This window comes from Xanthomonas sp. SS, assembly GCF_014236835.1.
In the GTDB taxonomy this organism is placed as follows: Bacteria; Pseudomonadota; Gammaproteobacteria; order Xanthomonadales; family Xanthomonadaceae; genus Xanthomonas_A.
In genome coordinates, this window is sequence record NZ_CP051190.1 from 3,153,775 (window position 1) to 3,178,387 (window position 24,613).

Annotated in this window: 19 protein-coding genes; 5 read left to right on the forward strand and 14 right to left on the reverse strand. The window is 70.1% G+C overall.

Annotated features, from left to right (window positions below):
* Window positions 1-35: 35 nt before the first annotated feature.
* The 12 genes from HEP74_RS13070 to HEP74_RS13125 all read right to left on the reverse strand — a co-directional run bounded on the left by HEP74_RS13070 (window position 36) and on the right by HEP74_RS13125 (window position 17,054).
* Window positions 36-1,580, reverse strand: a complete 1,545-nt coding sequence (locus HEP74_RS13070) for a DUF5597 domain-containing protein (RefSeq protein ID WP_255427976.1) — start codon at window positions 1,578-1,580, stop codon at window positions 36-38.
* A 143-nt stretch (window positions 1,581-1,723) separates the two neighbouring features.
* Window positions 1,724-4,057 (reverse strand): S9 family peptidase, encoded by a 2,334-nt coding sequence (locus HEP74_RS13075; RefSeq protein ID WP_185813241.1) that lies wholly within the window; start codon window positions 4,055-4,057, stop codon window positions 1,724-1,726.
* A gap of 113 nt (window positions 4,058-4,170) precedes the next feature.
* Window positions 4,171-5,742 (reverse strand): APC family permease, encoded by a 1,572-nt coding sequence (locus HEP74_RS13080; protein WP_185813242.1) that lies wholly within the window; start codon window positions 5,740-5,742, stop codon window positions 4,171-4,173.
* 269 nt (window positions 5,743-6,011) lie between these two features.
* Window positions 6,012-7,838, reverse strand: coding sequence for a DUF885 domain-containing protein (locus HEP74_RS13085; RefSeq protein ID WP_185813243.1), 1,827 nt, complete (start codon window positions 7,836-7,838; stop codon window positions 6,012-6,014).
* Complete coding sequence (locus tag HEP74_RS13090; protein ID WP_185813244.1) at window positions 7,835-9,664, reverse strand: DUF885 domain-containing protein; 1,830 nt, start codon at window positions 9,662-9,664, stop codon at window positions 7,835-7,837. Before HEP74_RS13090 ends, HEP74_RS13085 begins: the two co-directional genes overlap by 4 nt.
* A gap of 64 nt (window positions 9,665-9,728) precedes the next feature.
* A complete protein-coding gene (locus tag HEP74_RS13095) occupies window positions 9,729-10,937 on the reverse strand; it encodes a M24 family metallopeptidase (protein WP_185813245.1) in 1,209 nt (402 codons plus the stop codon).
* Window positions 10,934-12,526 carry an aldehyde dehydrogenase family protein gene (locus HEP74_RS13100; RefSeq protein WP_185813246.1) on the reverse strand — a complete coding sequence of 531 codons (1,593 nt, stop codon included), beginning with the start codon at window positions 12,524-12,526 and terminating at the stop codon, window positions 10,934-10,936. Before HEP74_RS13100 ends, HEP74_RS13095 begins: the two co-directional genes overlap by 4 nt.
* 1 nt (window position 12,527) lies before the next feature.
* Window positions 12,528-13,433 carry a dihydrodipicolinate synthase family protein gene (locus HEP74_RS13105; protein WP_185813247.1) on the reverse strand — a complete coding sequence of 302 codons (906 nt, stop codon included), beginning with the start codon at window positions 13,431-13,433 and terminating at the stop codon, window positions 12,528-12,530.
* A gap of 4 nt (window positions 13,434-13,437) precedes the next feature.
* Window positions 13,438-14,778, reverse strand: a complete 1,341-nt coding sequence (locus HEP74_RS13110) for an NAD(P)/FAD-dependent oxidoreductase (RefSeq protein WP_185813248.1) — start codon at window positions 14,776-14,778, stop codon at window positions 13,438-13,440.
* Complete coding sequence (locus tag HEP74_RS13115; RefSeq protein ID WP_185816627.1) at window positions 14,771-15,007, reverse strand: (2Fe-2S)-binding protein; 237 nt, start codon at window positions 15,005-15,007, stop codon at window positions 14,771-14,773. Before HEP74_RS13115 ends, HEP74_RS13110 begins: the two co-directional genes overlap by 8 nt.
* Before the next feature lie 8 nt (window positions 15,008-15,015).
* Complete coding sequence (locus tag HEP74_RS13120) at window positions 15,016-16,116, reverse strand: NAD(P)/FAD-dependent oxidoreductase (protein ID WP_185813249.1); 1,101 nt, start codon at window positions 16,114-16,116, stop codon at window positions 15,016-15,018.
* Window positions 16,113-17,054 carry a 4-hydroxyproline epimerase gene (locus HEP74_RS13125; protein WP_185813250.1) on the reverse strand — a complete coding sequence of 314 codons (942 nt, stop codon included), beginning with the start codon at window positions 17,052-17,054 and terminating at the stop codon, window positions 16,113-16,115. The genes HEP74_RS13120 and HEP74_RS13125 overlap by 4 nt, the downstream gene beginning before the upstream one ends.
* Before the next feature lie 177 nt (window positions 17,055-17,231).
* On the opposite strand from HEP74_RS13125, the gene HEP74_RS13130 reads away from it, so the two are divergent.
* From HEP74_RS13130 to HEP74_RS13145, 4 genes are all read left to right on the forward strand, one after another.
* Window positions 17,232-17,939, forward strand: coding sequence for an AraC family transcriptional regulator (locus HEP74_RS13130; RefSeq protein ID WP_185813251.1), 708 nt, complete (start codon window positions 17,232-17,234; stop codon window positions 17,937-17,939).
* 169 nt (window positions 17,940-18,108) lie between these two features.
* Window positions 18,109-19,443: a signal recognition particle-docking protein FtsY gene (gene ftsY / locus HEP74_RS13135; protein WP_185813252.1), complete on the forward strand. Its 1,335-nt coding sequence runs from the start codon at window positions 18,109-18,111 to the stop codon at window positions 19,441-19,443.
* A 165-nt stretch (window positions 19,444-19,608) separates the two neighbouring features.
* The gene (gene mutY, locus HEP74_RS13140; protein ID WP_185813253.1) at window positions 19,609-20,670 is read left to right on the forward strand and encodes an A/G-specific adenine glycosylase; all 1,062 of its coding nucleotides are present in this window, start codon (window positions 19,609-19,611) and stop codon (window positions 20,668-20,670) included.
* Window positions 20,671-20,700: 30 nt separating this feature from the next.
* The gene (locus tag HEP74_RS13145; protein WP_185813254.1) at window positions 20,701-20,979 is read left to right on the forward strand and encodes an oxidative damage protection protein; all 279 of its coding nucleotides are present in this window, start codon (window positions 20,701-20,703) and stop codon (window positions 20,977-20,979) included.
* Between the two features lie 136 nt (window positions 20,980-21,115).
* Here the strand turns inward: HEP74_RS13145 and HEP74_RS13150 are convergent, their stop codons facing one another.
* Complete coding sequence (locus tag HEP74_RS13150) at window positions 21,116-21,571, reverse strand: DUF6491 family protein (RefSeq protein ID WP_185813255.1); 456 nt, start codon at window positions 21,569-21,571, stop codon at window positions 21,116-21,118.
* A 176-nt stretch (window positions 21,572-21,747) separates the two neighbouring features.
* Between HEP74_RS13150 and HEP74_RS13155 the strand changes: the two genes are divergently transcribed.
* On the forward strand, window positions 21,748-23,577 hold the full coding sequence (locus HEP74_RS13155; protein ID WP_185813256.1) for a vWA domain-containing protein: 1,830 nt from the start codon (window positions 21,748-21,750) through the stop codon (window positions 23,575-23,577).
* A gap of 95 nt (window positions 23,578-23,672) precedes the next feature.
* Here the strand turns inward: HEP74_RS13155 and HEP74_RS13160 are convergent, their stop codons facing one another.
* Entirely contained in the window at window positions 23,673-24,584 is a 912-nt protein-coding gene (locus tag HEP74_RS13160) for a M48 family metallopeptidase (protein WP_185813257.1), read from the reverse strand.
* Window positions 24,585-24,613: the final 29 nt, after the last annotated feature.

Consider the following 24,613-nt stretch of genomic DNA (forward strand, 5'->3'; position numbering starts at 1 on the left):
TTTGCTCGTCGGGCGGCCGCACTGCGGCCACAAGGTCAGTAGGTTCCCACGGTCACCCGCAGCACGTAGGGATCGCTGCGCCGAAAGTTGAGCCCGTAGTCGGTCTCGTCGCCGTTCAACAGGCGCACGAACCGCCACTGGCCATCGACGTAGCGGCCCTGCTCCACGCGCAGCAGTTGCCCGTATTTGCCATCGGCACGATCGCGCACAAATTCAACGCGGGAATTGAATCCTGTGACCAGGAACACGTTCGGCTGCAGTTCCTGCACCAGCACGCGGCCATCGTGCTGCGGCGTGCCGGGCAGGATCGCCGGCGCCTCGCCCCAGCCCGGCGCGCCGAACGACACCTGCGCCTGCCAGGGCCCGAAGCGCAGGCTCTGCTTGGGCACCCCCGCCTTCTCCACCGCCGCCTGCAAGGTGCCGGCGAAGGCGCCGGCGGCCAGTTCGCGCTGCAACGGCGCGAGCAGGCCGAAACCGGCCGCGTGCGCGGCGATCGCGGCCTGGTTCTCCGGCGTGTCCTCGTTGCCGTCGATGCCGAACACCGAGAACCCGATGCCGCCGCGGCCGAGCACGTGGAAGTGGTACGGCGCGGTGGCCGCCTCGAAACCGGTTTCCGAGACCCACGCCGGGTTGTCGGCGCGCGCGTACTGGCCGACCACCTTGGTGTATTCGTCGTAGTCGCTGGTGTAGATGTCGGTGCCGATGAAGTCGATCGCCGGCGTGGCCAGGCGCCACAGGTCGAACACGTTCCAGGTGGCACCGCCGGCCGGGTATTCCTCGCCGGGCTTGGTGCGGCCCTTGTAGCGTAGCCAGGTGTTCACATACAGCGGCAGCGGATACGCCACCTTGCCGGCGGCGGCGACCTGCTGGATGTAGCTGGCGTTGCTCCAGGCGCTGAACATCTCCTCGGCATCGCTTCCGAACACCTGACTCCAGCTGCCGGCCGGCTTGCCCAACCGTTGCAGCACTTCCGCCGGCACGGCGGCATCGAACGCGCGCTCGCCGGCCTCGCCATGGTCGCGCACGGTACCGATCGCGCCGGGCTCGTTCTGCACCTGCACCGCGATCACCGTGTAGCGGCCGGCGTCGATCTTGCGCAGGTGCTGCATCAGCGCGGCGAAGGCGCGCGCGTCGGCCTGCACATTGGCTTGGGCATGCGGCGACAGCACATCCACCGGCTCACCCTTGGCGTCGCGCATGCGCGGATACGTGGCCGGATCGCGCTTGATCCATTCCGGCACGTAGTGCATCTGCCCGTTCTTCCAGGTGCCGAACCACAGCACGATCAAACGCAGCCCGCGCGCGCGGCTCTGCTCGACCAGCGCATCGACGTTGCGGTAGTCGTAGCGGCCCGGCTCCGGCTCGAACTGTTCCCAGTACACCGGCGCCTCGACCGTGTTCGCATGCAGCGCCTGCACCGCGTCCAGCGCCTGAGGCAACACCTGCGGCCAGGCGCTGGAGTTGTGCAGCTGCGCGGCCATGATGCTGTACGGCGCGCCGTCAACGAACAGCGCGTGGTGGCCGTCGCGGCTGACGTAGCGCGGCATGTCTTCGGCGTGGGCGAGCAGCGGCAGCAGCATGGCCAGCACGGCGTAGCGGACCAACGAGGCCGTTTTTTGTAGGAGCGGCTTCAGCCGCGACACCGGCACCGAATGGATTCTGGTTTCGGAAACATCTGTCGCGGCTGAAGCCGCTCCTACAAAGGCGTGCGGATGGCGTTCGATCATTTCGCTCCTCCTGCGGAAATCGCATTCCAGCGCGGCGTCTGCGCGCCCAGCAGATGCCGCACGAAGAAGTCGTACTGGCGCCGCTGCACGTAGTCGATCGGGCCAGTAGAGCGACCTACCGTGTGCTCGCCGCCGGGCACGTTCAGCAGGTCGAAATCCCTGCCGGCCTTGATCAAGGCATCCACCACCTGCGCGGTCGAGGCCGGATCCACGTTGCTGTCCTGCTCGCCGACGATCAGCAGCAATTCGCCACGCAGTTTGGCCGCGTTGTCCACGCCGGAGGCGGCGGCGTAGCTGGCGTCCACCGGCCAGCCCATCCATTGCTCGTTCCAGCTGATCTTGTCCATGCGGTTGTCGTAGCAACCGGCGAACGCCACGCCCACCTTGTAGAAATCCGGATGCCGTTCCAGCGCGCCGAGCGTGCTCTGCCCGCCGGCCGAGGCGCCGTAGATGCCGACGCGGGAGATATCGTAGGACGGATCCTGCGCGGCCAACGCCTTGTGCCAGGCGATGCGATCGGGGAAGCCGGAATCGCCGAGGTTCTTCCAGGCCACGTCGTGGAACGCCTTGGAGCGGTTGGCGGTGCCCATGCCGTCGATCATCACCACGATGAAGCCCAGGTCGGCCTGCGCCTGCATGCCGATCTGCTTGTCGCCGCCGGAGTGGTAACCGAACGGCCAGAAGGTCTTGGGCACGAAGCTGTCATGCGGGCCGGCGTAGATGTTCTCGATCACCGGGTATGTCTTGTGCGGGTCGTAGTCGCGCGGTCGCACCACCATGCCCCAGATGTCCGTGCGACCGTCGCGGCCCTTGGCCACGAAGGTCTGCGGCGCGCGCCAGCCGGCGGCCAGCAGCTTACCGATGTCGCCGCGCTCCACCACCTGCAGCAGCGTGCCCTCGATGGCATGCAGCTCCATCAGCGGCGGCAGGTCCGGGCGCGAATAGGTGTCCACGTAGTGGCGGCCGTCGTCGGCGATGGCCACGTCGTGGTCGGCGTCGGCGGTGGTCAGCCGGGTCAGGTGGCGGCCGTCGAAATCCACCGCGAACAGCTGCCGGTAGTACGGGTCCTTGCCCGCATCCATGCCGCTGGCGGAAAACCAGATGCGGCGCTGCGCGTCGTCCACGCGCAGCACGTCGCGCACGATCCATTCGCCCTTGGTGACCTGCGCCTTGACCTTGCCGCTTTGGCCATCGAACAGATAGAGATGGCGCCAGCCGTCGCGTTCGGAGATCCACAGGATCTCCTTGCCGAGTCCGTCCACATCGTGGCGGTAGCTGCGGTCGGCGTAAACGAAAGTTTTGGCGTCCTCGCCCACCGCCACGCGCGCGCGGCCGCTGGCCGCGTCCACCGCGATCGCGCGCATGCGCTGGAAGCCACGCTGCACATAGTCGAACACGAAGCTGCGGCCGTCGGTGCGCCACTGGATCGGCGACAGCTGGTACGGATTGGCGAACAGCGCATCGTCGATGGCGATGCGCCGCGCGCCGGCGCCCGCGGCCACGCCGGCGAGATCGAACAGCACCGGCCGCTCGATATCCACCGCGTCGCCGGGCTTGGGATACAGCTGGGTGCGCACGCGCGGCTGGCCGCCGCCAGGCGGCGCCGCCTCCACCCGCGTCACCCGCCGCGCGAAACCCGGACGCACTTTGTATACCGCAAGCCGCTGCGAATCCGGGGACCAGGCCAGCGTTTCCGGATCGTAGAAATCGTCTGCGCGACCATCCTCGCTCAGGCGCAGCACGTGGCCGTCGGCGACGCTGCGCAGCACGATATCGTGACCGTCGGCGAACGCATCCCAGCGCCCGTCGGGCGAACGCCGCGGCGTGTTGTCGGCGGCCACCGCCGGATCGCGGACTACGCCGAAGCCGCGCGGCCGCGACTGCGCGCCGGCATCGGCGCGCGCGCAGACATAGTCGGCGAGCGTGCAGCGCCACGGCGCGTAGTCGATCTGGAACACGATCGCGGCGTTGTCGCGGCCGGCATCGGCCGCATAGCCGAAGCGCTCGAACGGCAGCCGCAGCGCCGGGTACTCGGTCCCGGCGGCGGTGCTCAGCCCGCGCGCCAGCCGCAGCGCATCGAACGCCGGCTGCTTGCTTTGCGTGGCCACGTCCTCGAGCACGAAGGCGAAGCCGCCGGGCACCGTCTTGCGGTAATAGAACGTGCCGTCGTCGCGCCATTGCGCCGGCCAGGCGAGGTTCTCGGTCAGCGTCATCCACGCCTCGCGCAGGCCGAGCGAGCGCTGGTAGTCGGCGGCGCTGGGCGCGGCCTGGGCGTGGCCGGCAGCGATGGACACCGCGGCCAGCAAGATCGATGCAGCGAATCTGTTCATTGCGTTCCCATTCCCCCTGAAACAGCTTTTTTTGTAGGAGCGGCTTCAGCCGCGACAGGATGTGTCAGCAAGTCTGTCGCGGCTGAAGCCATTCCTACACAAGCGCGCACACCCTATTCCCCGTCGTCCTCTTCCAGCGCCAGCTCGTCGCTGCGCAACCCGGTGCGCGCGCCCCAGTGGTAGCAACCGAACGCGATCACCGCCACGCTCAGCGTGTCCCACGGATGCGCGATCTGGCCGGTGCCGCCGAAGGTGCCCAGGTAGGACACCAGCAACACCAGCACGAAGAACCCGATCAGCCACAACGCGCCGCGCACCTGCCGCCACAGCTGCGCGCGCCCGGCCGCGCTCGGCAGCCGGTACAGCACATACAGCGCGAACATCGCCACCTGCAGGCCGAGCAGCCACGACAGCGTGTTCCAGGTGGACCAGTAGACGATCAGCGCGGCGACGATGAACGACAGCGGCCCGAGCACGGCGAAGCCGCGCAGCAGGAACGGCCGCGGCAGCTGCGGCGCACTGCGGCGCAGCGCGGCCACGGTCACCGGCGCCACCGCATAGCTCAGCACCAGCGCCGCCGACACCACCTGGATCAGCGTCTCCCACGACGGGAACGGCAGGGTCCAGAACACCGACAGCGCCAGGCTCAGCCACAGCGCCGGACGCGGGATGCCGGACTTGGCGTCGACCCGGGTCAGCACCGACAGGAAGCCGCCGCTGCGCGCCCAGCCGTAGACCACGCGCGGCGTGGCGTTCATGTAGATGTTGCCGGTGCCGCTGGGCGAGATCATCGCATCACAGATCACCAGCGCCGCCAGCCAGCCCATGCCCAAGGCCAGCGCGATGTCGTGGTATGGCAGCGCGAACGCCTTGTCGATGCCGCCCCAGCCCTGGGTCAGGTACTCGGCCGGCACGCTGCCCAGGAACGCCAGCTGCAGCAGCACATAGATGACCGTGGACAGCGCCACCGACAGGATCAGCGCGATGGGGATGTTGCGCTGAGGATCGCGCACCTCGCTGGCCACCGACACGATCGGGGTCAGCCCCAGGTAGGCGAAGATGATGCCGCCGGCCGAGATCGCCGCCTCCACGCCGGCCGCACCCGACGGCGCGAAGCCCTGCACGTGCAGGTTCTGCGGATTGAAGTGCGCCATCAGCAGCACGATCACCAGCACCGGCACCAGGAACTTGAACACGCTGACGATGTTGTTGGCGGTAGCGAAGGTCTTGACGCTGAAGTAGTTGAGCAGGAAGAACGCCACCAGCAGCGCCAGCTGCAGCAGCCAGCCGGCCACGCTGGGATGGGTGCTGCCGGCCTGGTTCAACGACGGGAACCAGGCGGCGGCGTACTGCCGCGCCGCCTCGACTTCGATCGCGATCAGGCTGGAGAACGCGATCAGGGTGATGAAGCCCATCAACCAGCCGAGCAGCGCGCCGTGCGAATACTCCGGGTAGCGCACCACCCCGCCGGCACGCGGCAGCGCCGCGCCCAGTTCGCAATACACCAGGCCCAGCAGCAGCACCGCCACGCCGCCGGCGATCCACGACACGATGCCGGCCGGGCCGGCGATGGCCGACACATGGCTGGCCGAGAACAGCCACCCGGAGCCGAAGATCGAACCGAGCCCGATGAAGGTCAGGTCGGTCAGGCTCAGACGCTTGTGGAACTTGCCTTGTGTGGTCATGGTGCCCCCGTTTGAAAGGTTGTAGCCGATTCCCAACTACCTGTAGCTGTGTCCCCTTCTCCCCCCGGGAGAAGGTGCCCCGAAGGGGCGGATGAGGGTACGGACGAAGCCTCGTGTCGTTCCGACTGCATGAGGCTTCGCGCCGTACCCTCACCCCAACCCCCGCTCCGCGCCCCGGCCCGCGCCAGCGGCGCGGGCGCTCCAGCACGCGCGCCAGTGGCGCGCAAGCTGTGCCCTGTCGCCCCGATGAGAGCGGGGCTTCAGCATGCCTACTGCTTTGACGCCTCCTGCGCCCACGGCGACTTCCCGCCCTCTGCAATGAACCGATCGATGCGCTGCTCCAGCACCGGCAGCGGCACCGAGCCGGTTTCCAGGATCGCGTCATGGAACGCACGAATGTCGAATTTCTCGCCCAGCGCGGCCTCGGCCTTGCGCCGCAATTCGATGATCTTCAACTCGCCCAGGTAGTACGACAGCGCCTGCCCCGGCCAGGCGATGTAGCGGTCCACTTCGGTGGTGACCTCGTGCTGGCTCAGCGCGGTGTTGTCGCGCAAATAGGCCTGCGCCTGCTCGCGGGTCCAGCCGTAGTGGTGGATGCCGGTGTCGATCACCAGCCGGCATGCGCGCCACATCTGGTAGGTCAGGTAGCCGAAGCGGTCGTACGGTGTGTCGTACAGGCCCATTTCCTGCCCCAGGTACTCCGAATACACCGCCCAGCCTTCACCGTAGGCGGAGATGAAGGTGTAGCGGCGGAAGTCCGGCAGGTTGTCCTGCTCGGCCGCCAGCGGCATCTGCAGCGCGTGGCCGGGCGAGGACTCGTGCAGGGTCAGCGCGGTCAGGTTGTACAGCGGGCGCGACGGCAGGTCGTAGGTGTTGACCAGGTAGATGCCGGGGCCGCCGCGGCCGCCGGTGTAGAACGGCGCCAGCTCCGCCGGCACCGGTTCGATCGCGAAGCGGCGCCGCGGCAGGCGGCCGATGTAGTCGCCGACCTTGGCATCCACCCGCTTGGCGATCCAGGCCGCGTCCTTCAGCAGTTCCTCCGGGGTCTTGGCGTAGAACCGCGGATCGGTGCGCAGGTAATTCAGGAACGCGGGGAAGGTCTGCTGCCCGGCCGGCGTCTTGAAGCCGCTGTCGGCGATGGTCTGGTCCATCTCCTTGCGCAGGCGCGCCACTTCCTTCAGGCCGACTTCGTGGATCTGCTCCGGGGTCATGTCCAGCGTGGTGTATTCGCGGATCTGCGCACGGTAGTAGGCCGCGCCGTCGGGCACCGACTCGATGGCCAGCGCCGGGCGCGTCTTGGGCAGGTATTCCTCGCGCATGAAGCGCAGCAGCTTGGCGTAGGCGGGCGCCACCTGCTTGGCGATCGCCGCTTGCGCCTGCGCACGCAGCTGCGCCTGCACCGCGGCGGGAATCGTCGCCGGCATCTGCTTGAAGGGGGCATAGAACAGGTTGCCCTCGCCCTGCGCCTGCGCGACTTCGGCGATCGACTCGGTGCGGCCGTCGAGGGTCACCTTCGGTTGCGCGAAACCGCGCGCCAGGCCGGCACGCATGTTGGCGATCTGCTCGTCGAAATAGCGCGGGATGTCGGCCAGCTGGCCGAGGTAGCGCTGGTAGTCCTCGCGGCTGTGCAGAGTGCTGCGCGCGGTGAAGCCCAGGTCGCTCCAGAACGCGCTGTCGCTGTTGAACGGCATCTCCCAGGCACGGAAATGCTGCTGGTCGAGCAACACCTGCAATTGCTGCCGGTAGACCTGGTAGTTCACCTGGTCCTGCGCCGACAGCTGCGCCGGGTCGATCGCCTCCAGCTCGCGCAGCGCCTGCTGCCAATACGCGGTGCGCTGATCCTGCGTGGCCGGATCCACCTTCGGCAGATGGTCGGCGGCCTCGCCCTGGCTGTCCTCATCGTCGGCGCCGGCGGACTGCTGCTGGCGCCATTTCCACTCGCGCAGGTACAGCGCCTTGAAGCGTGCGCCGGCATCGCTGCTCGCCGCGGCGGCCGCAGGTCGCGCGGGTTCGGCGGCAGTGGCGACGCCCTGCCCTGCCAGCGCGCACAACATGGCCAGCAGCAGCGGCGCACGGAGTCGGGAATTCGGGCTCATTGCGGTTTCTCCGGAGTGGCGGGTGCGCCGGCCTTGGCCTGCGCGATCCAGGCGTCGATGCGTGCATCGAGCAGGTCCAGCGGCATCGCGCCGCCGCCGAGGATCTGGTCGTGGAAGGCGCGGATGTCGAAGCCTGCGCCGAGTTCGCGCTTGGCCTTCTCGCGCAGCGCCAGGATGTCCAGTTCGCCGAGCTTGTAGCCCAGCGCCTGGCCCGGCCACACGATGTAGCGGTCGGTCTCGGCCTGGATGCTGGGTTCGTCGTCGGACGGATGCGCGTGGAAGAAATCGATCATCTGCTGCCGGGTCCAGCGCTTATAATGCACGCCGGTGTCCAGCACCAGGCGGTTGGCGCGCAGCAGTTCGCCGGCCAGGCGCCCGTAGTCGCTGTACGGGTCCTGGTAGAAGCCCACGTCCTTGCCCAGCCGCTCGGCATACAGCGCCCAGCCTTCGACGTAGGCGTTGTAGCTGGATTGCTGGCGGAACGGCGGCAACGGCAGGCTCTGCGCGAGCGAGATCTGCAGGTGATGGCCGGGCACGCCTTCGTGATACGCGGTGGCCTCGATGTTGACCAGAGTGCGCTGCGCGTAGTCGCTGGTGTTGACCATCACCAGCGCCGGCTTGCTGCCTTGCGCATCGCTCTGCCAGTACTCGGCGCCCGGCGCGGTGCTGCGGAACTCGGCCATCGCGCGCACTTCCAGCGGCGTCTTCGGCAATTTGCCGAACAGCTTGGGCAACTGCGGCTGCATCTGCGCGATGTCGTCGCGGTAGCGCTGCAGGATCTGCTCGCGCGAACTGGCGAAGAACTTGCGGTCGCGCGCCACCGCCTTGCGCAGCGCGGCCAGGTCGGCATAGCCGAGCTGCTTGGCGATGGCGCTCATCTCGCCCTCGATGCGCGCCACTTCGGCCAGGCCGATCTGGTGGATCTGCTCGGGCGATTTGTCGGTGGTGGTCTGGGTATGGATCGCGTAGCGGTAGCGGCGCTCGCCATCGGGCAGCGACCACAATCCTTCCTGCGCGCGGCCCTGCGGCGCGTATTCGTCGGCGACGAAATCGGCCAGCTTGGCGTAGGCCGGACGCACCTGCTGGTCGATCGCCGCGAGCATCGCCTCGCGCAGGCGCGCGCGCTCGGCCGCCGGCACCGCATCGGGGAACGTCTTCAGCGGCAACGCGAACGGGCTGTCGGCGCCGGCCGGCGCGGCGATCGCGCGCACCTGCTCCGGGATCCGCTCGAGCAGGTATTTCGGCTGCACCAGCCCGTCCTTGGCGCCGGCGCGCGACAGCGCCACGACCTGGTCGAGCAAGGCCGGGATCGCCTGCAGGCGCTTGATGTAGTCCTCGTAGTCCTTGACGCTGGCGAACGGGAACGCCTGCGCGTAGCCCGGCAGCGTCAGCTGGATGCCGCCGACCGGCTCCAGCGGCATCTCGTCGTTTTTCAACGCGATCGCTTCCAGCCGATCGCGCAACTGGCGCAGCATCATCTGCAGGCTCAGTTGGTCCTGCGCCGACAGCGCCTTGCCGTCGATCGCCTCGAACCGCTTCAGGAAATCTGCGGTCGCCTGCTGCTCGGCCTGCAACGCCGCCGGCGAATAATCGCTCCAGCGGTCGTTGTAGCGCGTGTCGCCGATGATGCTGGCGAACTCCGGATGGTGTGCGAGCTGGTATTGCCACTGCGCGTCGAGCAAGGCGGCGAAGGCCTGGCCCGGCTGTTGCGTCGGCGCGCCCGCCGCGGCCGCCGGCTGCGGCGACGCGGGCGGCGTGGCCGGCTGGCAGGCGGCCAGCAACGCCGCGGCCAGCGCGCAGGGGACGAACAGGCGGGCGAATCTCATCGACGGACTCCGGTAAGCGAATGGAACCTCTGCGGCGGCGCCGCGACGGCGGCCGCCGCCTGCATCAGGCGAACGGCCGGTCGATCGCCGGCGACGGCGGCGTGAACCACTGCGCGCCGTGTTCGGTGACGTAGAAATGGTCTTCCAGGCGCACCCCGAACTCGCCCGGCACCACGATCATCGGTTCGTTGCTGCAGCACATGCCCGGCGCCAGCGGCAACGCATTGCCACGTACCAGGTACGGCGCCTCGTGGATGCTCATGCCGCAGCCGTGACCGGTGCGGTGCGGCAATCCCGGCAGGCGATAGTCCGGGCCCAGGCCCGCCGCCTGCAGCACATCGCGCGCCGCCTGGTCCACCGCCGCGCAACTCACGCCCGGACGCACCGCGGCGAACGCGGCCGCCTGCGCATCGTGCTCCAGCTGCCAGATGCGCCGCTGCTTCTCGCTCGGCTCGCCGAAGATGTAGGTGCGGGTGATGTCGGAGTGGTAGCCGTGCACGGTGCAGCCGGTGTCGATCAGCACCAGTTCGCCCGGCCGCAACGCCTGCACCCCGGGGATGCCGTGCGGATACGCGGTGGCATGGCCGAACTGCACGATGCAGAAGGTGGAACCGTTGTCGGCACCGAGCGCGCGATGCGCCTGGTCGATGAAGCGCACCAGTTCGGCGGTGGTGATGCCTTCGTGGATCAGCCCGGCGGCCAGCCGCTGCACCTGCAGGGTCATGTCGCAGGCCTGCTGCATCAACGCCAGTTCCGCCGCCGACTTGCGCATGCGGCAGCCATCGACGATCGGCGTCGCGTCGCGGATCGCGACCCGGTCCAGCACCGCGCTCAGCCCGCTGTGCACTGCGAAGGCGATGCCCGGATCCAGCGCCAGCGCCTGCGCGCCGAGTTCGCTCAGCGCCTCGGCGACCAACCCGTGCGGGTCCTCGTGTTCTTCCCACAGCCGCTTGCGCACCGGGATGCGCAGCACCGCATCCAGCGAGCCTTCCTCGAACGCCGGGCAGATCAGCAGCGGATCGCCTTCGGCGGTCAGCAGCATCGCCACCAGGCGCTCGCTGGCGCCCCACGGCACGCCGGTGAAATAACGCAGCGAGGCGCCGGCGCCGATCAGTAGCGCATCGGCGCCCTGCGCGCGCAGAAACTCGCGCGCCCGCGCCAGCCGCTGCTGGTATTCCTGCGGCTGGATCGGCGGCGCCTGGGTCGGCCATGGCGCCAGCTGCGCCTGCGCCATTGCCAGGCTCAGCCCGCCGATCTGCGCGGATGCGCTCATGCCGCGCGCTCCACGTCGGCCACGCTCCACTGGCCGTCGATCAGGCGCTGCACGCCGCCGGGATTGCGGTCGCGCAGCAGTTCCGGCAACAACGCATCGGGCAAGCCGTCGTAGCTGTGCAGCGCGGCGAAGCGACGGATCGCCGCCGGCATGCCGACCGCGGTGAAGCCCGGATGGCCGGTGCTCGGGTATGGGCCGCCGTGATTCATCGCCGCACTGACCGCCACGCCGGTCGGCATCTTGTTGCAGATCAGGCGCCCCACCCGCGGCCGCAGCGCGGCGGCCAACGCCGCGAACAGCACGTCGTCGCTGCCGTCGGCGGCACGGTACACGGTGCCGGTGAGGTTGCCCTCAAGGCTGTGCGCCAGCGCGGTCATCTGCGCCAGGCCGGCGGCACGCACCACCAGGCTGACCGGGCCGAACGCCTCGGTCTGCAGCGCCTCGGGCTGTTGCAGGAAGTCCTGCGCCGACACCGCCAGCAGGGTCGGCGCGTGCCGATAGCCCGGCTCTGGCGCGGCATCGCCGCCGGCCAGCACGCTGGCGCCGGCATTGCGCAGCGTGGCCACGCCGCGCTGCAGGTGCTCGAGCACGCCGCGCGAGAACAGCAGGCTCGGCGCCGCGCCAGCGAAGTGCGCACTGGCCGCGGCGACGAACGCATCGCCGTCCTCGCCCTCGGGCACCACCACGATGCCAGGATTGGTGCAGAACTGGCCGCTGCCCATCGTGCACGAGGCGAAGAATTCCTGCGCCAGCGCGGTGCCGCGCTCGGCCAGCACGCCCGGCAGCAGGAACACCGGATTGACGCTGGACAGCTCGACGTAGGCCGGCACCCCGGCACGGTCGGCCGCGGCCTTCAGCGCCAGCCCGCCGGCACGGCTGCCGGTGAAGCCGATCGCGCCCAGCCGCGGATCGCCGGCCAGTTCCAGGCCCAGCGTGTTGTCGAAGTGGTACAGCAACTGCACCGCCGCGGCCGGCAGGCCGTTGTCCAGCAGGGCCTGGTGCGCGAGCTGCGCCAGGCGCTGGCTAGTGGCCGGATGCGACGGATGCGCCTTGGCGATGACCGGATTGCGCGCGGCGATGGCCGAGGCGAAATCGCTGCCGGCCACCGCGTTGAACGCGAACGGAAAATTGTTCGGGCCGAACACCAGCACCGGCTTGTGCAGCGGCCCCAGCTGCGCGCGCAGCCCGGCCGCGGTATCGATCACCGGCTGCGTCCAGCTATGGCTGCGCACCGCCTGCGCGGCCTGGCGCAGTTGCCCGCTGGCGCGCGGCAACTCCACCTTGGCCAGGCGCGGTTCCATCGGCAGGCCGGTCTCTGCATGCGCCAGCGCGACCAACTGCTCCACGTCGGCATCGATCGCCGCGGCGTAGCTGTCGAGGAATCCGGCGATGCGCTCGGGCGCCGCCGCGGCCAGCGCGTCGGCGACCAGCACCGCCGCACTCAGAGCAGCTTCCAGATCGGCGGCGCCGCTGACCGGGAACTCCGGTCCGAACGCGTTCCCGTCGCGCGGGTCCTCGGCGCGGAAGCTGCCGCGCGCTTCCAGCGACGGCTGCCAATGGCCGGCAAGCAACAGCGGCTGCATGCTCATCTCACAGCCCGGGGTGAGTGGCGATGGCGTGGTCGATCACCTTCAGCGCCGCTTCGCGCTCGGCGCCGTCGACCACCAGGCGCGGTGCGCGCACGCGCTCGCTGCCCAGGCCGACCTTCTCCTGCACCAGCTTGATCAGCTGCACGAACTTGGGCACGGTGTCCAGGCGCAGCAGCGGCAGGAACCAATCGTACAGCGCCTTGGCCGCCGGGTAGCCGCCGTCGCGGGCCAGCTCGAACAGCTTCACCGACTCCTTCGGATACGCATTGACCAGGCCGGCGATCCAGCCCTTGGCGCCCATGCTGAGGCCTTCGACGATCGCATCGTCCATGCCCACCAGCAGCACCAGGCGGTCGTTGAGCAGCTCGCCCAGCGCGGCGAAGCGGCGCACGTCGCCGGAGGATTCCTTGACCGCCTGCAGGTTCGGGAATTCGGCGGCCAGCTCGGCGATCTGCGCCGGGCTGAAATCGGTCTTGTAGGCGACCGGGTTGTTGTACAGGATCACCGGCAGGTCGGTGGCGGCGATGACCGCACGCGCATGCGCGCCCATCTCGCGCCAGTCGGTGGAGTAGACGTACGGCGGCAGCACCATGATCCCGCCGCAGCCGACCTGCTTGGCCGCCTGCGCCAGGCGCACGGCTTCGTCGGTGGACAGCGCGGCGATGCCCGGCACCACCGGGATGCGGCCGTCCAGCGCCTGCACCAGGGTCTTCAGGACCGCGACCTTGTCGTCGAAGCTGAGCGTGGCGGCCTCGCCGAGCGAGCCCAGCGGCACGATCGCGGTGCAGCCGGCGTCGACCATGACCTGCGCATGCTTGGCCAGGAACGCGTGGTCGATGCTGCCATCGGCGTTGAACGGGGTGGTGATGGCCGGCAGCACGCCGTACCAGAAAGAAGCCTTGCTCATGGGATTACACCTTGTCGAGGGTTGTGAGTGGAGGTTGGGAAAGAAATGGATCGGGAAGCGATTGGGCGAGCGCGTCCAGGCGCACCGGGAACAGCGGCGGCCGGCGGCCGTCGTCGGAAAAATCGTCGTGCCGCGGCGCCAGCCCCAGCTCGGTCAGCGCGCTGCCGCAGATGCGGCCCTGGCAGGCGCCCATGCCACAGCGCGAGACCAGCTTGGCGTCGCGCAGGTCGGCATGGCCGCGCAGCGCCGACAACGGCACGTCCTCGCAGCGGCATACCAGCGTATCCGGTGCGGCCAGCGCGTGGATGCGCGGGTCCAGGGCGAACTGGCGCTGCAGCAGCGCGGCGAACGCGCGCGCGCGCCGCCGCTGCGGTTGCAATGCCTGCGCGGCGGCCTGCTGCCCCGCCGCCAGGTGCCCGGCGATGGCGCCTTCGACGCGCGCACAATCGCGCCCGCCGATGCCCAGCGCCTCGCCGGCGGCGTACACGCCTGCGACGCTGGTACGCAATTGCGCGTCCACCGCCACGCACGGATGCGCGCCGCTGCGCGCCAGGCGGCAGCCGAGCAGTTGCGCCAGCTCCACGTTCGGCACCAGACCGTAGCCGACCGCCAGCTGGTCGCACTCGAGACGGCGGCGGCCGCGCGGGCCGTCGATCTCCACCGACCGCAGCTGGCTGTCGCCATGCGCCGCCAGCACCACGCTGCCGCTGTGGTAGCGCACGCCGGCCAGCTGCGCGCGCAGGCTCAGCGCCTGCAGCGCCTTGTCCGGCCAGCGCCACGGCAGCTGCGCGGCGAAGCCGGCCAGCGCGCGCAGCGGGGCCTGTTCGACGATGCCCAGCACCTGCGCGCCGTGGCGGCGCAGCGTCGCCGCGCTGGCCAGCAGCAACGGGCCGCTGCCGGCGACCAGCACGCGCTTGCCGGCCAGCGGCCAGCCCTGCTTGGCCAGCGCCTGCGCGCCGCCGGCGCCGGTGACGCCGGGCAGCGTCCAGCCGGGGAACGGCAGCAGCAGTTCGCGCGCGCCGGTGGCCAGCACCAGCGCGTCGTAGCCGATCCAGCGCGCGCCCTGCGGGCCGTCGGCCAGCAGTTGCCGGTCCTGCACCATCAGCAACTGCGTCTGCGACAGAAATTCGATCTTGCTCGCCGCCAGTTGCGCCAGCACGCGCGCGGCCAGCTTCGGCGGCGCATGGGCCACGTCGTGGCGCCAGATCTGGCCGCCGGCGCGCGCCTGCAGGTCGACCAGCGCCACGCGCCGGCCATGCCCCGCGGCGGCCAGCGCCGCCGCCAGTCCGGCCGGACCGGCACCGGCCACGACCACGTCGTAATGCAGCGCGCGCGGCTCAGCCATCGGTCCACACCTGCATGCCGTCGCGAGCCGGAGTGATGCAGGCGCGCAACTGGCCGATGCCGTCGATGCGCACCCGGCACTCGCTGCACACGCCCATGCCGCACAGCGGCGCGCGCGGCTGGCCGTTGCGCGAGCGGCGGAAATGCACCGCCACCTGCGCTACCGCCGCGGCCACGCTGCTGCCGTCCAGCACCTCGAGGGCCTGGCCATTGACCTGCAGGCGCAGCATCGGCGCGCTCACGAAAGCGCCCGCGCCGGCGCGAACGGCGCCGGGTCCAGGGCGGGCGCGCGCTGCAGCAGCAGATCCAGCAGCAGCCGCGCGCTGCCCAGCGCGGTGGTCACGCCCAAGCCTTCGTGGCCAGCCGCGACCCACACGTCGGCACGCCCCGGCACCGCGCCCAGGTAGGGACGGCCGTCGGGCGTGGCCGGACGCAGCCCGGTCCAGACCCGGATCGCCTGCAGCTGGCGCAACGCCGGCAGGAACGCGAACGCGCGCTCGAGCATGCGCTGCAGCATCGGCATCGACACGCTGCGATCGCTGGCATCGAATTCGCGCGAGGAACCGATCAGGATCTGCCCGGTCGGCCGCGGCTGCACGTTGAACGCCACGCTGCTGCCGTCGCTGCCGTGCGCGCTGTCGGCATAGCCCAGCTCCAGCAATTGGTGCCCGACGAAGCCGGGATAACGATCGGTGATGACCAGTTGGCCCTTGCGCGCGCGCATCGGCAGTTCCGGCAGCAACTCCGGCAACGCGCAGCCGGTGGCGACCAGCACCGGCCCGCTCAACGTGCTGCCGTCGTCCAGGCGCAGTCCGCCGGCGGCCAGCGCCAGCGCGCGGCGCCCAACATACAGCTGCGCGCCGGCGGCGAGCGCACGCTCGACCAGGTGCCGCGCCATCCGCGGCGGATACACCACCGCTTCGGCGGCCACGCGCATGCCGCCGGCCAGGCCCGGCACCAGCGCCGGCTCCAGCCGGTACAACGCCTCGGCATCGATTGCCTCGGCGTGCACGCCGGCCGCGGCCAGGCGCTGGATCTTGGCCGGGATCGCCTCCAGCTCGCGCGCCTGCCGCGCCACCCACAGCGTGCCGCAGCGGCTGAACTCGGCCGCCGGCAATTGTGCGAATTCTTCCCACAGGCGCAGCGAATACGCCGACAGCGCCAGTTCCGCAGGATCGTCGTCCATCGCCACCAGATGGCCCATCGCCGCGGCGGTGGAACCGCCGCCGATCGTGCCCGACTCGACGATCGCCACCCGCAGCCCGGCGGCGGCGGCCGCATCGGCGCAGGCCGCGCCGACGATGCCGGCGCCGACGACGATCAGGTCGAAACCGCTCATCCGGCGCCGATGCCCCAGGCGAACGGATCCTGCGCATCGATCAGCAACTGCGCGCGGGCGGTGATGTGCGCCTGGCCGGTGATCCGCGGCAGCACGCCACGGCTACCGGGCACGTAGCTGCCTTCGAACAGGCTGCCGAGGATGCCTTCCTGGCGCCACACCTGGCCGGCGGCCAGCTTGCCGTCGGCGGCCAGGCACGCCAGCTTGGCGCTGGTGCCGGTGCCGCACGGCGACCGATCGTAGGCCAGGCCCGGGCACAGCACGAAGTTGCGCGCATCGGCGCCGGCGTGCGGCGCCGGGCCGTTGATCTCGATATGGTCGATCTCGCCGTCGTCGGCACCGCGGATGCCGGCCGCCTCCAGCGCCAGCCGCAGCGCCTCGGTGTAGGCGGTCAGCGCGCGCTGGTTGCGCAGCTCCAGCGCGCACGGGGTCTGCTCGGTGATGAAGAACCAGTTGCCGCCCCAGGCCACATCGCCGCGCACGCGGCCATAGTCGGGCACCTGCACCTCGATGCCGGCGGCGTGGCGGTAGCTTTCCACGTTGTCCACCGACACCCGGCCGTCGGCGTACAGTTCTACGCCCACCGTGCCCACCGGGGTCTCGATGCGATGCGTGCCCGGCGCCAGCCGGCCCAGTTCGGCCAGCGTGCGCACCAGGCCGATGGTGCCGTGGCCGCACATGCCCAGGTAGCCAACGTTGTTGAAGAAGATCACCGCCGCGCATGCGTCGGCCGCGATCGGCGGCAGCAGCAGCGCGCCGACCATGGTGTCCGAGCCGCGCGGTTCGCAGGCGATGGCGCTGCGCCAACGATCGAAGCGATCGCGGAACAGATCGCGCCGTTGCGCCAGCGGGCCGGTACCCAGGTCGGGGAAGCCGGCGACGACGACACGGGTCGGTTCGCCGCCGGTATGCGAGTCGATCACATCGAGTGTATGCATAGGTCCATGCTCACATTCCGGGCCGCCGGCGGCTAGCAGCGTTTGCTTGTCATAAATGCGGAAATTCGCACAACCCCGGCGTCCCCGCAGGCCCGACTTAGGCTAGGATCGGTCCTCAGGGGTGGGCATGCCGCGGCGTGCCTGCCGCCGCAGCCTACAACCGCCCGGTGAGTGCAGATGGATACTTTGATTTCCGCGTCGGAAATGCAGACGCTGTTCGATGCGTTGCCGGACGTGGTGTTCTTCGTCAAGGACCGCGACGGCCGCTACACCCACGTCAACCTGACCCTGGTGCGGCGCCTGGGCAAGAAATACCGTGCCGACCTGATCGGCAAATCGGCGCTGGAAGTGTTCCCGCTGCCGCTGGGCGGCAGCTACCTGATGCAGGACCGGCGCGTACTGTGCGGCGAGATGATCGAGAACCAGCTGGAAGTGCACCTGTTCCCGAACCGTACCCCGGGCTGGTGCCTGACCTTCAAGCGCCCGCTGTGCGAGCACAACGAGGTGATCGGCGTGGTCGGCATCTCCCGCGACCTGGGCCAGCCCGACAGCCGCCATTCGGCCTACGAACGCATCAGCCGCGCAATGGAGCACATGCAGATCCACTACGGCGACAACCTGCGCGTGCAGACCCTGGCCGACCTGGCGGAACTGTCGGTGGCGCAGCTGGAACGGCACTTCCGCCGCGTGTTCCAGCTGACCCCGCAGCAGCTGCTGACCAAGATGCGCATCGAAGCGGCGATGCGCCTGCTGCACGGCGAGGACAGCATCGCCAGCATCGGCCAGGCCTGCGGCTTCGCCGACCAGAGCGCGTTCGCGCGCCAGTTCAAGGCAACGGTGGGCATGACCCCGCGCGACTACCGCTCGATGAAGGGAAAGCTCTGAGGGGCCGGGATTCGGGATTGGGGATTGGGGATTCGTAAGAGCGCTGCGTCTGCTGGAGGCAGGAATGCCGCTGTTGCGAATCCCGAATCCCAAATCCCCAATCCCGGCCCCACAGGGGCGTAACAGGCCCAAGTGGTAGCATTCCCGGTTTCCGGTACACGCGTTATCCATGGTCAGCCTATTCCGTCGCAACAAGCCCCAGGACCACGCTGGCGATAGCCGCAGCACCCAGCGCTACAGCATCGAGGAGCTGGCCGCCGCCTTCCCCAAGCCAGCTGATGAAGCCGCCACGCCGGCACCGGTGCCGGCAGCACCTGTAGCGCCCGCGGCCGAAGCCGCGCCGGCATCGCCGCCGCCGGAGGTAGCCGCGCCCGTCGCCCTGCGCGAGGCGCCCACGGTCGCGCCCGATCCCATCCCCGCGCCCGGCCACGTCGCGCTCCCGCCACAGGCGCCCACGCCGCCGCCCGAGGTGCACGTGCCGGCGCCCGCGGCGACCCCGGCTGCGGCTGCGCCGCTTCCCGATCCGGCCGCGGCATTCGCCGCCGCGTTCGACGTGCGCGCCGACGCGCCGCCCGCCGCCACCGCCGGCAAGTCCGGCTGGCGCGAACGCCTGCGCAACAGCACCATCGCGCGCAGCTTCGGCGGCCTGTTCTCGCGCAACCCCAAGCTCGACGACGACCTGCTCGACGAGATCGAGACCGCGCTGATCACCGCCGACGTCGGCGTGCCGGCCACCACCGCGCTGATCGAGAACCTGCGCAAGCGCATGAAGGCGCGCGAATTCGTCGATGCGCAGGCGCTGCTGCGCGCGCTGCGCGCCGACCTGATCGCGATCCTGCAGCCGGTCGCCAGGCCGCTGCAGATCGACCGCAATGCCAAGCCGTTCGTGGTGCTCACGGTCGGCGTCAACGGCGTCGGCAAGACCACCACCATCGGCAAGCTGGCCAAGCGCTTCAAGGACGAAGGGCACAGCCTGATGCTGGCCGCCGGCGACACCTTCCGCGCCGCCGCGGTGGCGCAGCTGCAGGCCTGGGGCGATCGCAACGGCGTCACCGTGATCGCGCAGGGCCAGAACGCCGACGCCGCCTCGGTCGCGTTCGACGCGCTGCAGGCCGGCAAGGCGCGCGGCACCGAGGTGCTGATCGCCGATACCGCCGGGCGCCTGCACACCCAGACCGGGCTGATGAACGAGTTGGGCAAGATCCGCCGCGTGCTCGGCAAGCTCGACCCGGCCGCGCCGCACGAGGTGCTGATGGTCATCGACGGCACCACCGGCCAGAACGCGCTGTCGCAGCTGCGCCAGTTCCATGCCGCGGTCGGCGTCACCGGGCTTGTGGTGACCAAGCTCGACGGCACCGCCAAGGGCGGCGTGGTGTTCGCGCTGGCCCGCGAGTTCGGCATCCCGATCCGCTTCGCCGGCATCGGCGAGCGCCCGGAAGACCTGCGCGTGTTCGACGCCGAAGCCTTCGTCGACGCCTTGCTGCCCGAAGCGCTGGGCGCCTGATCTTGAGCCCCTCTCCCACCGGGAGAGGGGTTGGGGTGAGGGTACGGCGAAGTCCGCTGCGCAGGCACTTGCGCTGCCCAAACCGCACCAGGCTTCGCTCCGTACCCTCATCCGCCCCTTCGGGGCACCTTCTCCCGATGGGAGAAGGAACGACTCGATGCCAGCATGCGCCAGCCCCCAGACACCTTCGCCCCCCGCCTGCTCGCCTGGTTCGACCGCAGCGGCCGCCACGACCTGCCCTGGCAGCATCCGCGCAGCCCGTATCGCGTATGGCTGTCGGAAATCATGCTGCAGCAGACCCAGGTCGCGGTGGTGATCCCGTACTTCCTGCGCTTCCTGCAGCACTTCCCCACCCTGCCCGACCTGGCCGCGGCCGACACCGATGCGGTGATGGCGCAATGGGCCGGGCTGGGCTACTACGCCCGCGCGCGCAACCTGCATGCCGCCGCAAAGCGCTGCGTGGAGCTGCACGATGGCGAACTGCCGCGCGACTTCGACGCGCTGCACGCGCTGCCCGGCATCGGCCGCAGCACCGCCGGCGCGATCCTGAGCCAGGCCTGGAACGACCGCTTCCCGATCCTGGACGGCAACGTCAAACGCGTGCTGACCCGCTACCACGGCATCGCCGGCTATCCGGGCCTGCCGGCGGTGGAGAAACCGCTGTGGGCGATCGCGCAGGCCCACGTGGCCGCGGTCGCCGACGGGCGCATGGCCGACTACACCCAGGCGCAGATGGATTTCGGCGCCACCCTGTGCACCCGCGCCAACCCGGCCTGCGTGCTGTGCCCGCTGCAGGACGATTGCGTGGCGCGCCGTGACGGCCTGACCGAGTCACTGCCAACGCCCAAGCCGGGCAAGACCCTGCCCGAACGCGAGGCGCTGGCGCTGCTGCTGGAAAACGCCGCCGGCGAGTTGCTGCTGCAGCGGCGCCCGCCGAGCGGCATCTGGGCCTCGCTGTGGACGCTGCCGCAGGCAGAGAGCGAGAGCGAACTGCGCGCCTGGTTCGAACGGCAGACCCGCGACCGCGACTTCGACGCGGCCGAGCCGATGCCGCCGATCGTGCATACCTTCAGCCACTATCGCCTGCACCTGCAGCCGCTGCGCCTGCGCAAGGTCGCCTTGCGCGACGCGGTACGCGACAATGACGACCTGCGCTGGGTCGCGCGTGCCGACCTGTCCGCACTTGGCCTGCCCGCCCCGATCCGCAAACTGCTCGACGGCCTCTGATCGTCGCCCACCGCGCCACCAGGAACCGCCATGTCCCGCACCGTCTTCTGCCAGTACCAGCAACGCGACGCCGAAGGGCTCGACTACGTGCCGTATCCCGGCGAACTCGGCCAGCGCGTGTTCGCGCACATCGGCAAGGCCGGCTGGCAGGCGTGGCTGGCGCACCAGACCATGCTGATCAACGAGAACCGGCTGTCGCCGCGCGATCCCAAGCATCGCGCCTTCCTGGAAACGGAGCTGGACAAATTCCTGTTCCAGGGCGGCGCGCCCAAGCCCGAAGGCTACGTGGAACCCGAACAGGAATCCTGAGCCGCCCACACCCAGCTCACTGTAGGAGCGGCTTCAGCCGCGACAGAACCCATCCGCAAAGCCCGCTGCGGCTGCAGCTACGCCTACAAGCTGCAACCACCCGTTCGAAACCGATCGAAACCCGCTGACGCCTGCGCTATTGCGCCGGCGCCGGCTGCGCCCGCTCCTGCACCTTGGCCTCGCGCAATTCCTTTTCCGAGATACGCAGCGCCTTGATGTCGAGCGGGCGGATGCTCTGGATGCGGCACGGCAGGCGGATCGCGCCCGGGCTGCCGCCGATCACCAGCACGTCGTCGAAACGCGCCGACACCCGGTCGCTGAAGTGGGTGATGGCGATCGTGGGCGCGAAGTCCAGATCGGCGCAGCGGCCGCTCAGTTCCAGCAGATAGGCCTGGTTCGGCCGCGTCCACACCGCCAGCGCGCTGTCGCCGAGCGCGGTCCAGCCGCTGATCCGGTTGTAGTACTGGAAGTCGCGCACCGGCGCGGCGGCATGGCCGCGGTACAGCGCCAGGCGCTCTTCGTCGCTGATCCGGTTGGTGGCGCAGCCGGCCAGCGCGGCCAGTCCGAGCAATGACAGCAAGAGGCGTTTCATGGCGAATGCTCCGGTGGCGATGCGCGAATGATGCACCCGCGCCATGCGGTGCCACGTGCGCGCACGCAGCGCGTTCAGCCACAAGGCAGCATGGCGGACCGAAGCGCGGCCGCGGGCCAAACCCCGTTGCCGGCCGTCGCGCGTTTACAGCCTCGGACCCACACCGAGCGCCCACCATGCAGCCACGCCCGCACCGCATCCTGCCGTCCCTGATCCTTGCCGCGCTGCTGGCAAGCTGCAGCACCACCAGCGACGATCGCGTCGCCGCACGCACGCCGGCAGTGACAGATGCCACCGCCTTGCCCGAGGCCTACGCCGCCAGCGAAGGCCTGGCCGAACCCGCGCCAGCACCGGCACGGATGCTCGCCCCGCCCTCCCCACCGGCGCCGCCGGCGCAGGCCGCGGCACCAGTCGCGCCGTCGGTCGCCGGCGACACCTACATCGCTGACGCCCGCATGCGCATGGCCAAGCCCGCGGCGCCGATCCCGCCGCTGGACCGCGAACGCTACGAACACCCAACCGACAACCCGGTGCACAGTGCGCGCGAACAGCCGCTGTCGACCTTTTCGATCGACGTGGACACCGGCAGCTACGCCAACGTGCGGCGCATGCTGCGCGACGGCCAGCGGCCGCCGGCCGACGCGGTGCGCGCCGAGGAATTCATCAACTACTTCGACTATGCGCACCCGGCGCCGCGCGACCGCGACACGCCGTTCCGGGTATCCACCGAACTGGCGCCCGCGCCGTGGAATCCGCAGCGGCAGCTGCTGATGATCGGCATAAAGGGCTACGACGTCCCGCGCCAGGCATTGCCGCCGGCGAACCTGGTGTTCCTGATCGACACCTCCGGCTCGATGGAAAGCGCGGACAAGCTGCCCTTGCTCAAGCAGGCCTTCGCCATGCTGGTGCCGCAGCTGCGCGCGCAGGACCGGGTCTCGATCGTGGTCTACGCAGGCGCGGCCGGACTGGTGCTGCCGCCGACGCCGGGCGACCGCCATGCCGAGATCCTCGCCGCGCTGCAACGGCTGCAGGCCGGCGGCAGCACCAACGGCGGCGACGGCATCCGCCTGGCCTATGCGACTGCACGGCGGAGCTTCATCGCCGGCGGCAGCAACCGGGTGATCCTGGCCACCGACGGCGACTTCAACGTCGGCACCGTCGACCGCGGCGCGCTGGAGACCCTGGTCGCCGACCAGCGCCGCAGCGGCGTGGCACTGAGCACGCTCGGCTTCGGCCGCGGCAACTACAACGACGCGATGGCCGAACGCCTGGCCGACGTCGGCGACGGCAACCATGCCTACATCGACTCGGCGCGCGAGGCGCACAAGGTGCTGGTGCAGCAGATGCAGGCCACGCTGCTGACCATCGCCCGCGACGTCAAGATCCAGGTCGAGTTCAATCCGGCGCAGGTCGCCGAATACCGCTTGATCGGCTACGAGAACCGGCTGCTGGCGCGCGAGGATTTCGCCAACGACAAGGTCGATGCCGGCGAGATCGGCGCCGGCCACAGCGTCACCGCGCTGTACGAGATCACTCCGGTGGGCGGCGCGCCGCAGCGCCTGCCGGCCTTGCGCTATGCCGTACCGGCGCAGGCGGCGCAGACGCCGCTGCACGCCGGCGAACTGGCGCAATTGCGGCTGCGCTACAAGCTGCCCGGGCAGGAACGCAGCCGCCTGTTGCAGAGCACGATCGCGACCGCCGCGGCGACGGCGCAGCCAAGCGCGGATCTGCGCTTCGCCGCCGCGGTCGCCGCCTACGCCGACCTGCTGCGCGGCGGCACCCACATCGATGGCTGGGACTGGGCGCAGGTGACCAGCGCGTCGCGCGCGGCGACCGGCGAGGACCGCAATGGCGACCGCCGCGAGTTCGTCGAACTGCTGGCGATCGGGCAGCGCCTCGTCGCGCCACAGGCGGCGGACACGGACGCAACGGAAGATGCGGCAGCAGCAGCGGACGCGGCGGCAGAAGCGGCAAAGACCGCGGCGGTGCAAGTGTCCAAGCACTGAGCACAAGCGCGCGCGGACTGCGCATACCCCGGCGTGCGCAGCTGAAGCCGGGGAACGGCGGACGCCAGCTCAATCGCCCGCGGCCGCCACCACGCTCATCGCTGCGCCGTCTTCGCCGATTCGCAGAAGCGCTGCCGGTACTCCATCGCCTTGGGCATCAGCGCCTGCAGGTTCTGGATCCGCGTACCCGGATTCGGGTGGGTGGAGGAGAACTCCGGCGGCGCCTGACCGCCACTGCTGGCGCTCATCCGCTCCCACAGTGGCACCGCCTCCTGCGGATCGAAGCAGGCCGCCGCGGCCAGCATCAGCCCGACCTCGTCGGCCTGGGTCTCGTGGCTGCGTGCGTACGGCAGCAGGTAGCCATAGCCCATCGCCGCCATCGCCATCTGCTGCTGTTGCGGGTCCATGCCGCTGGCCGCGCCGGCCATCTGCCCGATCTGGGTCAGCTTCTGCTGCGCCATGCGTTGCGCGCCGTGGCGCAGCAGCGCGTGCGCGATTTCGTGGCCCATCACTACCGCCATCGCATCGGCATTTTTGGCCACCGGCAACAGGCCGGTGTAGACCGCCATCTTGCCGCCGGGCAGGCAGAACGCATTGGCCTGCTCGGACTCGATCACGTTGACGTCCCAGTCGAAGCCGCGCGCGTAGTGCTTGGCCTGCATGCCGTGCTCGGCAGCCAGGGCGTCCTCGACCACATCGACCTTGGCGATCAGCCGCTGCGCGATCGCGCGCACCTGCTGCGCCACCTGCGACTGCGGATCGACCGGATGTTCCTGCGCCAGGATCTCCTGGTACGCCTGCAGGCCCAGCGCCTTCTCGTCCTCGACGCCGAGCGAATTGTCGATCAGCACCTTCTCGCCGGTGTACGGATCCTCGCTGCGGTTGGAGAACCAGTAATACCCGGCGTACACCGCGAAACCCAGCAGCACCAGCCAGCGCACGCCGCCCAGCGGCCCGCGGCGGCCCCCACCCTGTTCCCCGCCCTGGCGGCCGAAGACGTTGCTCATATCCAATCCCCTTGCTGGCTGGTGGGCGG

Coding starts and splice junctions, on each gene's coding strand:
- HEP74_RS13070 (WP_255427976.1), bottom strand. CDS start 1,580: ATGCTGCTGCCGCTGCTCGCCCACGCCGAAGACATGCCGCGCTACGTC.
- HEP74_RS13075 (WP_185813241.1), bottom strand. CDS start 4,057: ATGAACAGATTCGCTGCATCGATCTTGCTGGCCGCGGTGTCCATCGCT.
- HEP74_RS13080 (WP_185813242.1), bottom strand. CDS start 5,742: ATGACCACACAAGGCAAGTTCCACAAGCGTCTGAGCCTGACCGACCTG.
- HEP74_RS13085 (WP_185813243.1), bottom strand. CDS start 7,838: ATGAGCCCGAATTCCCGACTCCGTGCGCCGCTGCTGCTGGCCATGTTG.
- HEP74_RS13090 (WP_185813244.1), bottom strand. CDS start 9,664: ATGAGATTCGCCCGCCTGTTCGTCCCCTGCGCGCTGGCCGCGGCGTTG.
- HEP74_RS13095 (WP_185813245.1), bottom strand. CDS start 10,937: ATGAGCGCATCCGCGCAGATCGGCGGGCTGAGCCTGGCAATGGCGCAG.
- HEP74_RS13100 (WP_185813246.1), bottom strand. CDS start 12,526: ATGAGCATGCAGCCGCTGTTGCTTGCCGGCCATTGGCAGCCGTCGCTG.
- HEP74_RS13105 (WP_185813247.1), bottom strand. CDS start 13,433: ATGAGCAAGGCTTCTTTCTGGTACGGCGTGCTGCCGGCCATCACCACC.
- HEP74_RS13110 (WP_185813248.1), bottom strand. CDS start 14,778: ATGGCTGAGCCGCGCGCGCTGCATTACGACGTGGTCGTGGCCGGTGCC.
- HEP74_RS13115 (WP_185816627.1), bottom strand. CDS start 15,007: ATGCTGCGCCTGCAGGTCAATGGCCAGGCCCTCGAGGTGCTGGACGGC.
- HEP74_RS13120 (WP_185813249.1), bottom strand. CDS start 16,116: ATGAGCGGTTTCGACCTGATCGTCGTCGGCGCCGGCATCGTCGGCGCG.
- HEP74_RS13125 (WP_185813250.1), bottom strand. CDS start 17,054: ATGCATACACTCGATGTGATCGACTCGCATACCGGCGGCGAACCGACC.
- HEP74_RS13130 (WP_185813251.1), top strand. CDS start 17,232: ATGGATACTTTGATTTCCGCGTCGGAAATGCAGACGCTGTTCGATGCG.
- ftsY (WP_185813252.1), top strand. CDS start 18,109: ATGGTCAGCCTATTCCGTCGCAACAAGCCCCAGGACCACGCTGGCGAT.
- mutY (WP_185813253.1), top strand. CDS start 19,609: ATGCGCCAGCCCCCAGACACCTTCGCCCCCCGCCTGCTCGCCTGGTTC.
- HEP74_RS13145 (WP_185813254.1), top strand. CDS start 20,701: ATGTCCCGCACCGTCTTCTGCCAGTACCAGCAACGCGACGCCGAAGGG.
- HEP74_RS13150 (WP_185813255.1), bottom strand. CDS start 21,571: ATGAAACGCCTCTTGCTGTCATTGCTCGGACTGGCCGCGCTGGCCGGC.
- HEP74_RS13155 (WP_185813256.1), top strand. CDS start 21,748: ATGCAGCCACGCCCGCACCGCATCCTGCCGTCCCTGATCCTTGCCGCG.
- HEP74_RS13160 (WP_185813257.1), bottom strand. CDS start 24,584: ATGAGCAACGTCTTCGGCCGCCAGGGCGGGGAACAGGGTGGGGGCCGC.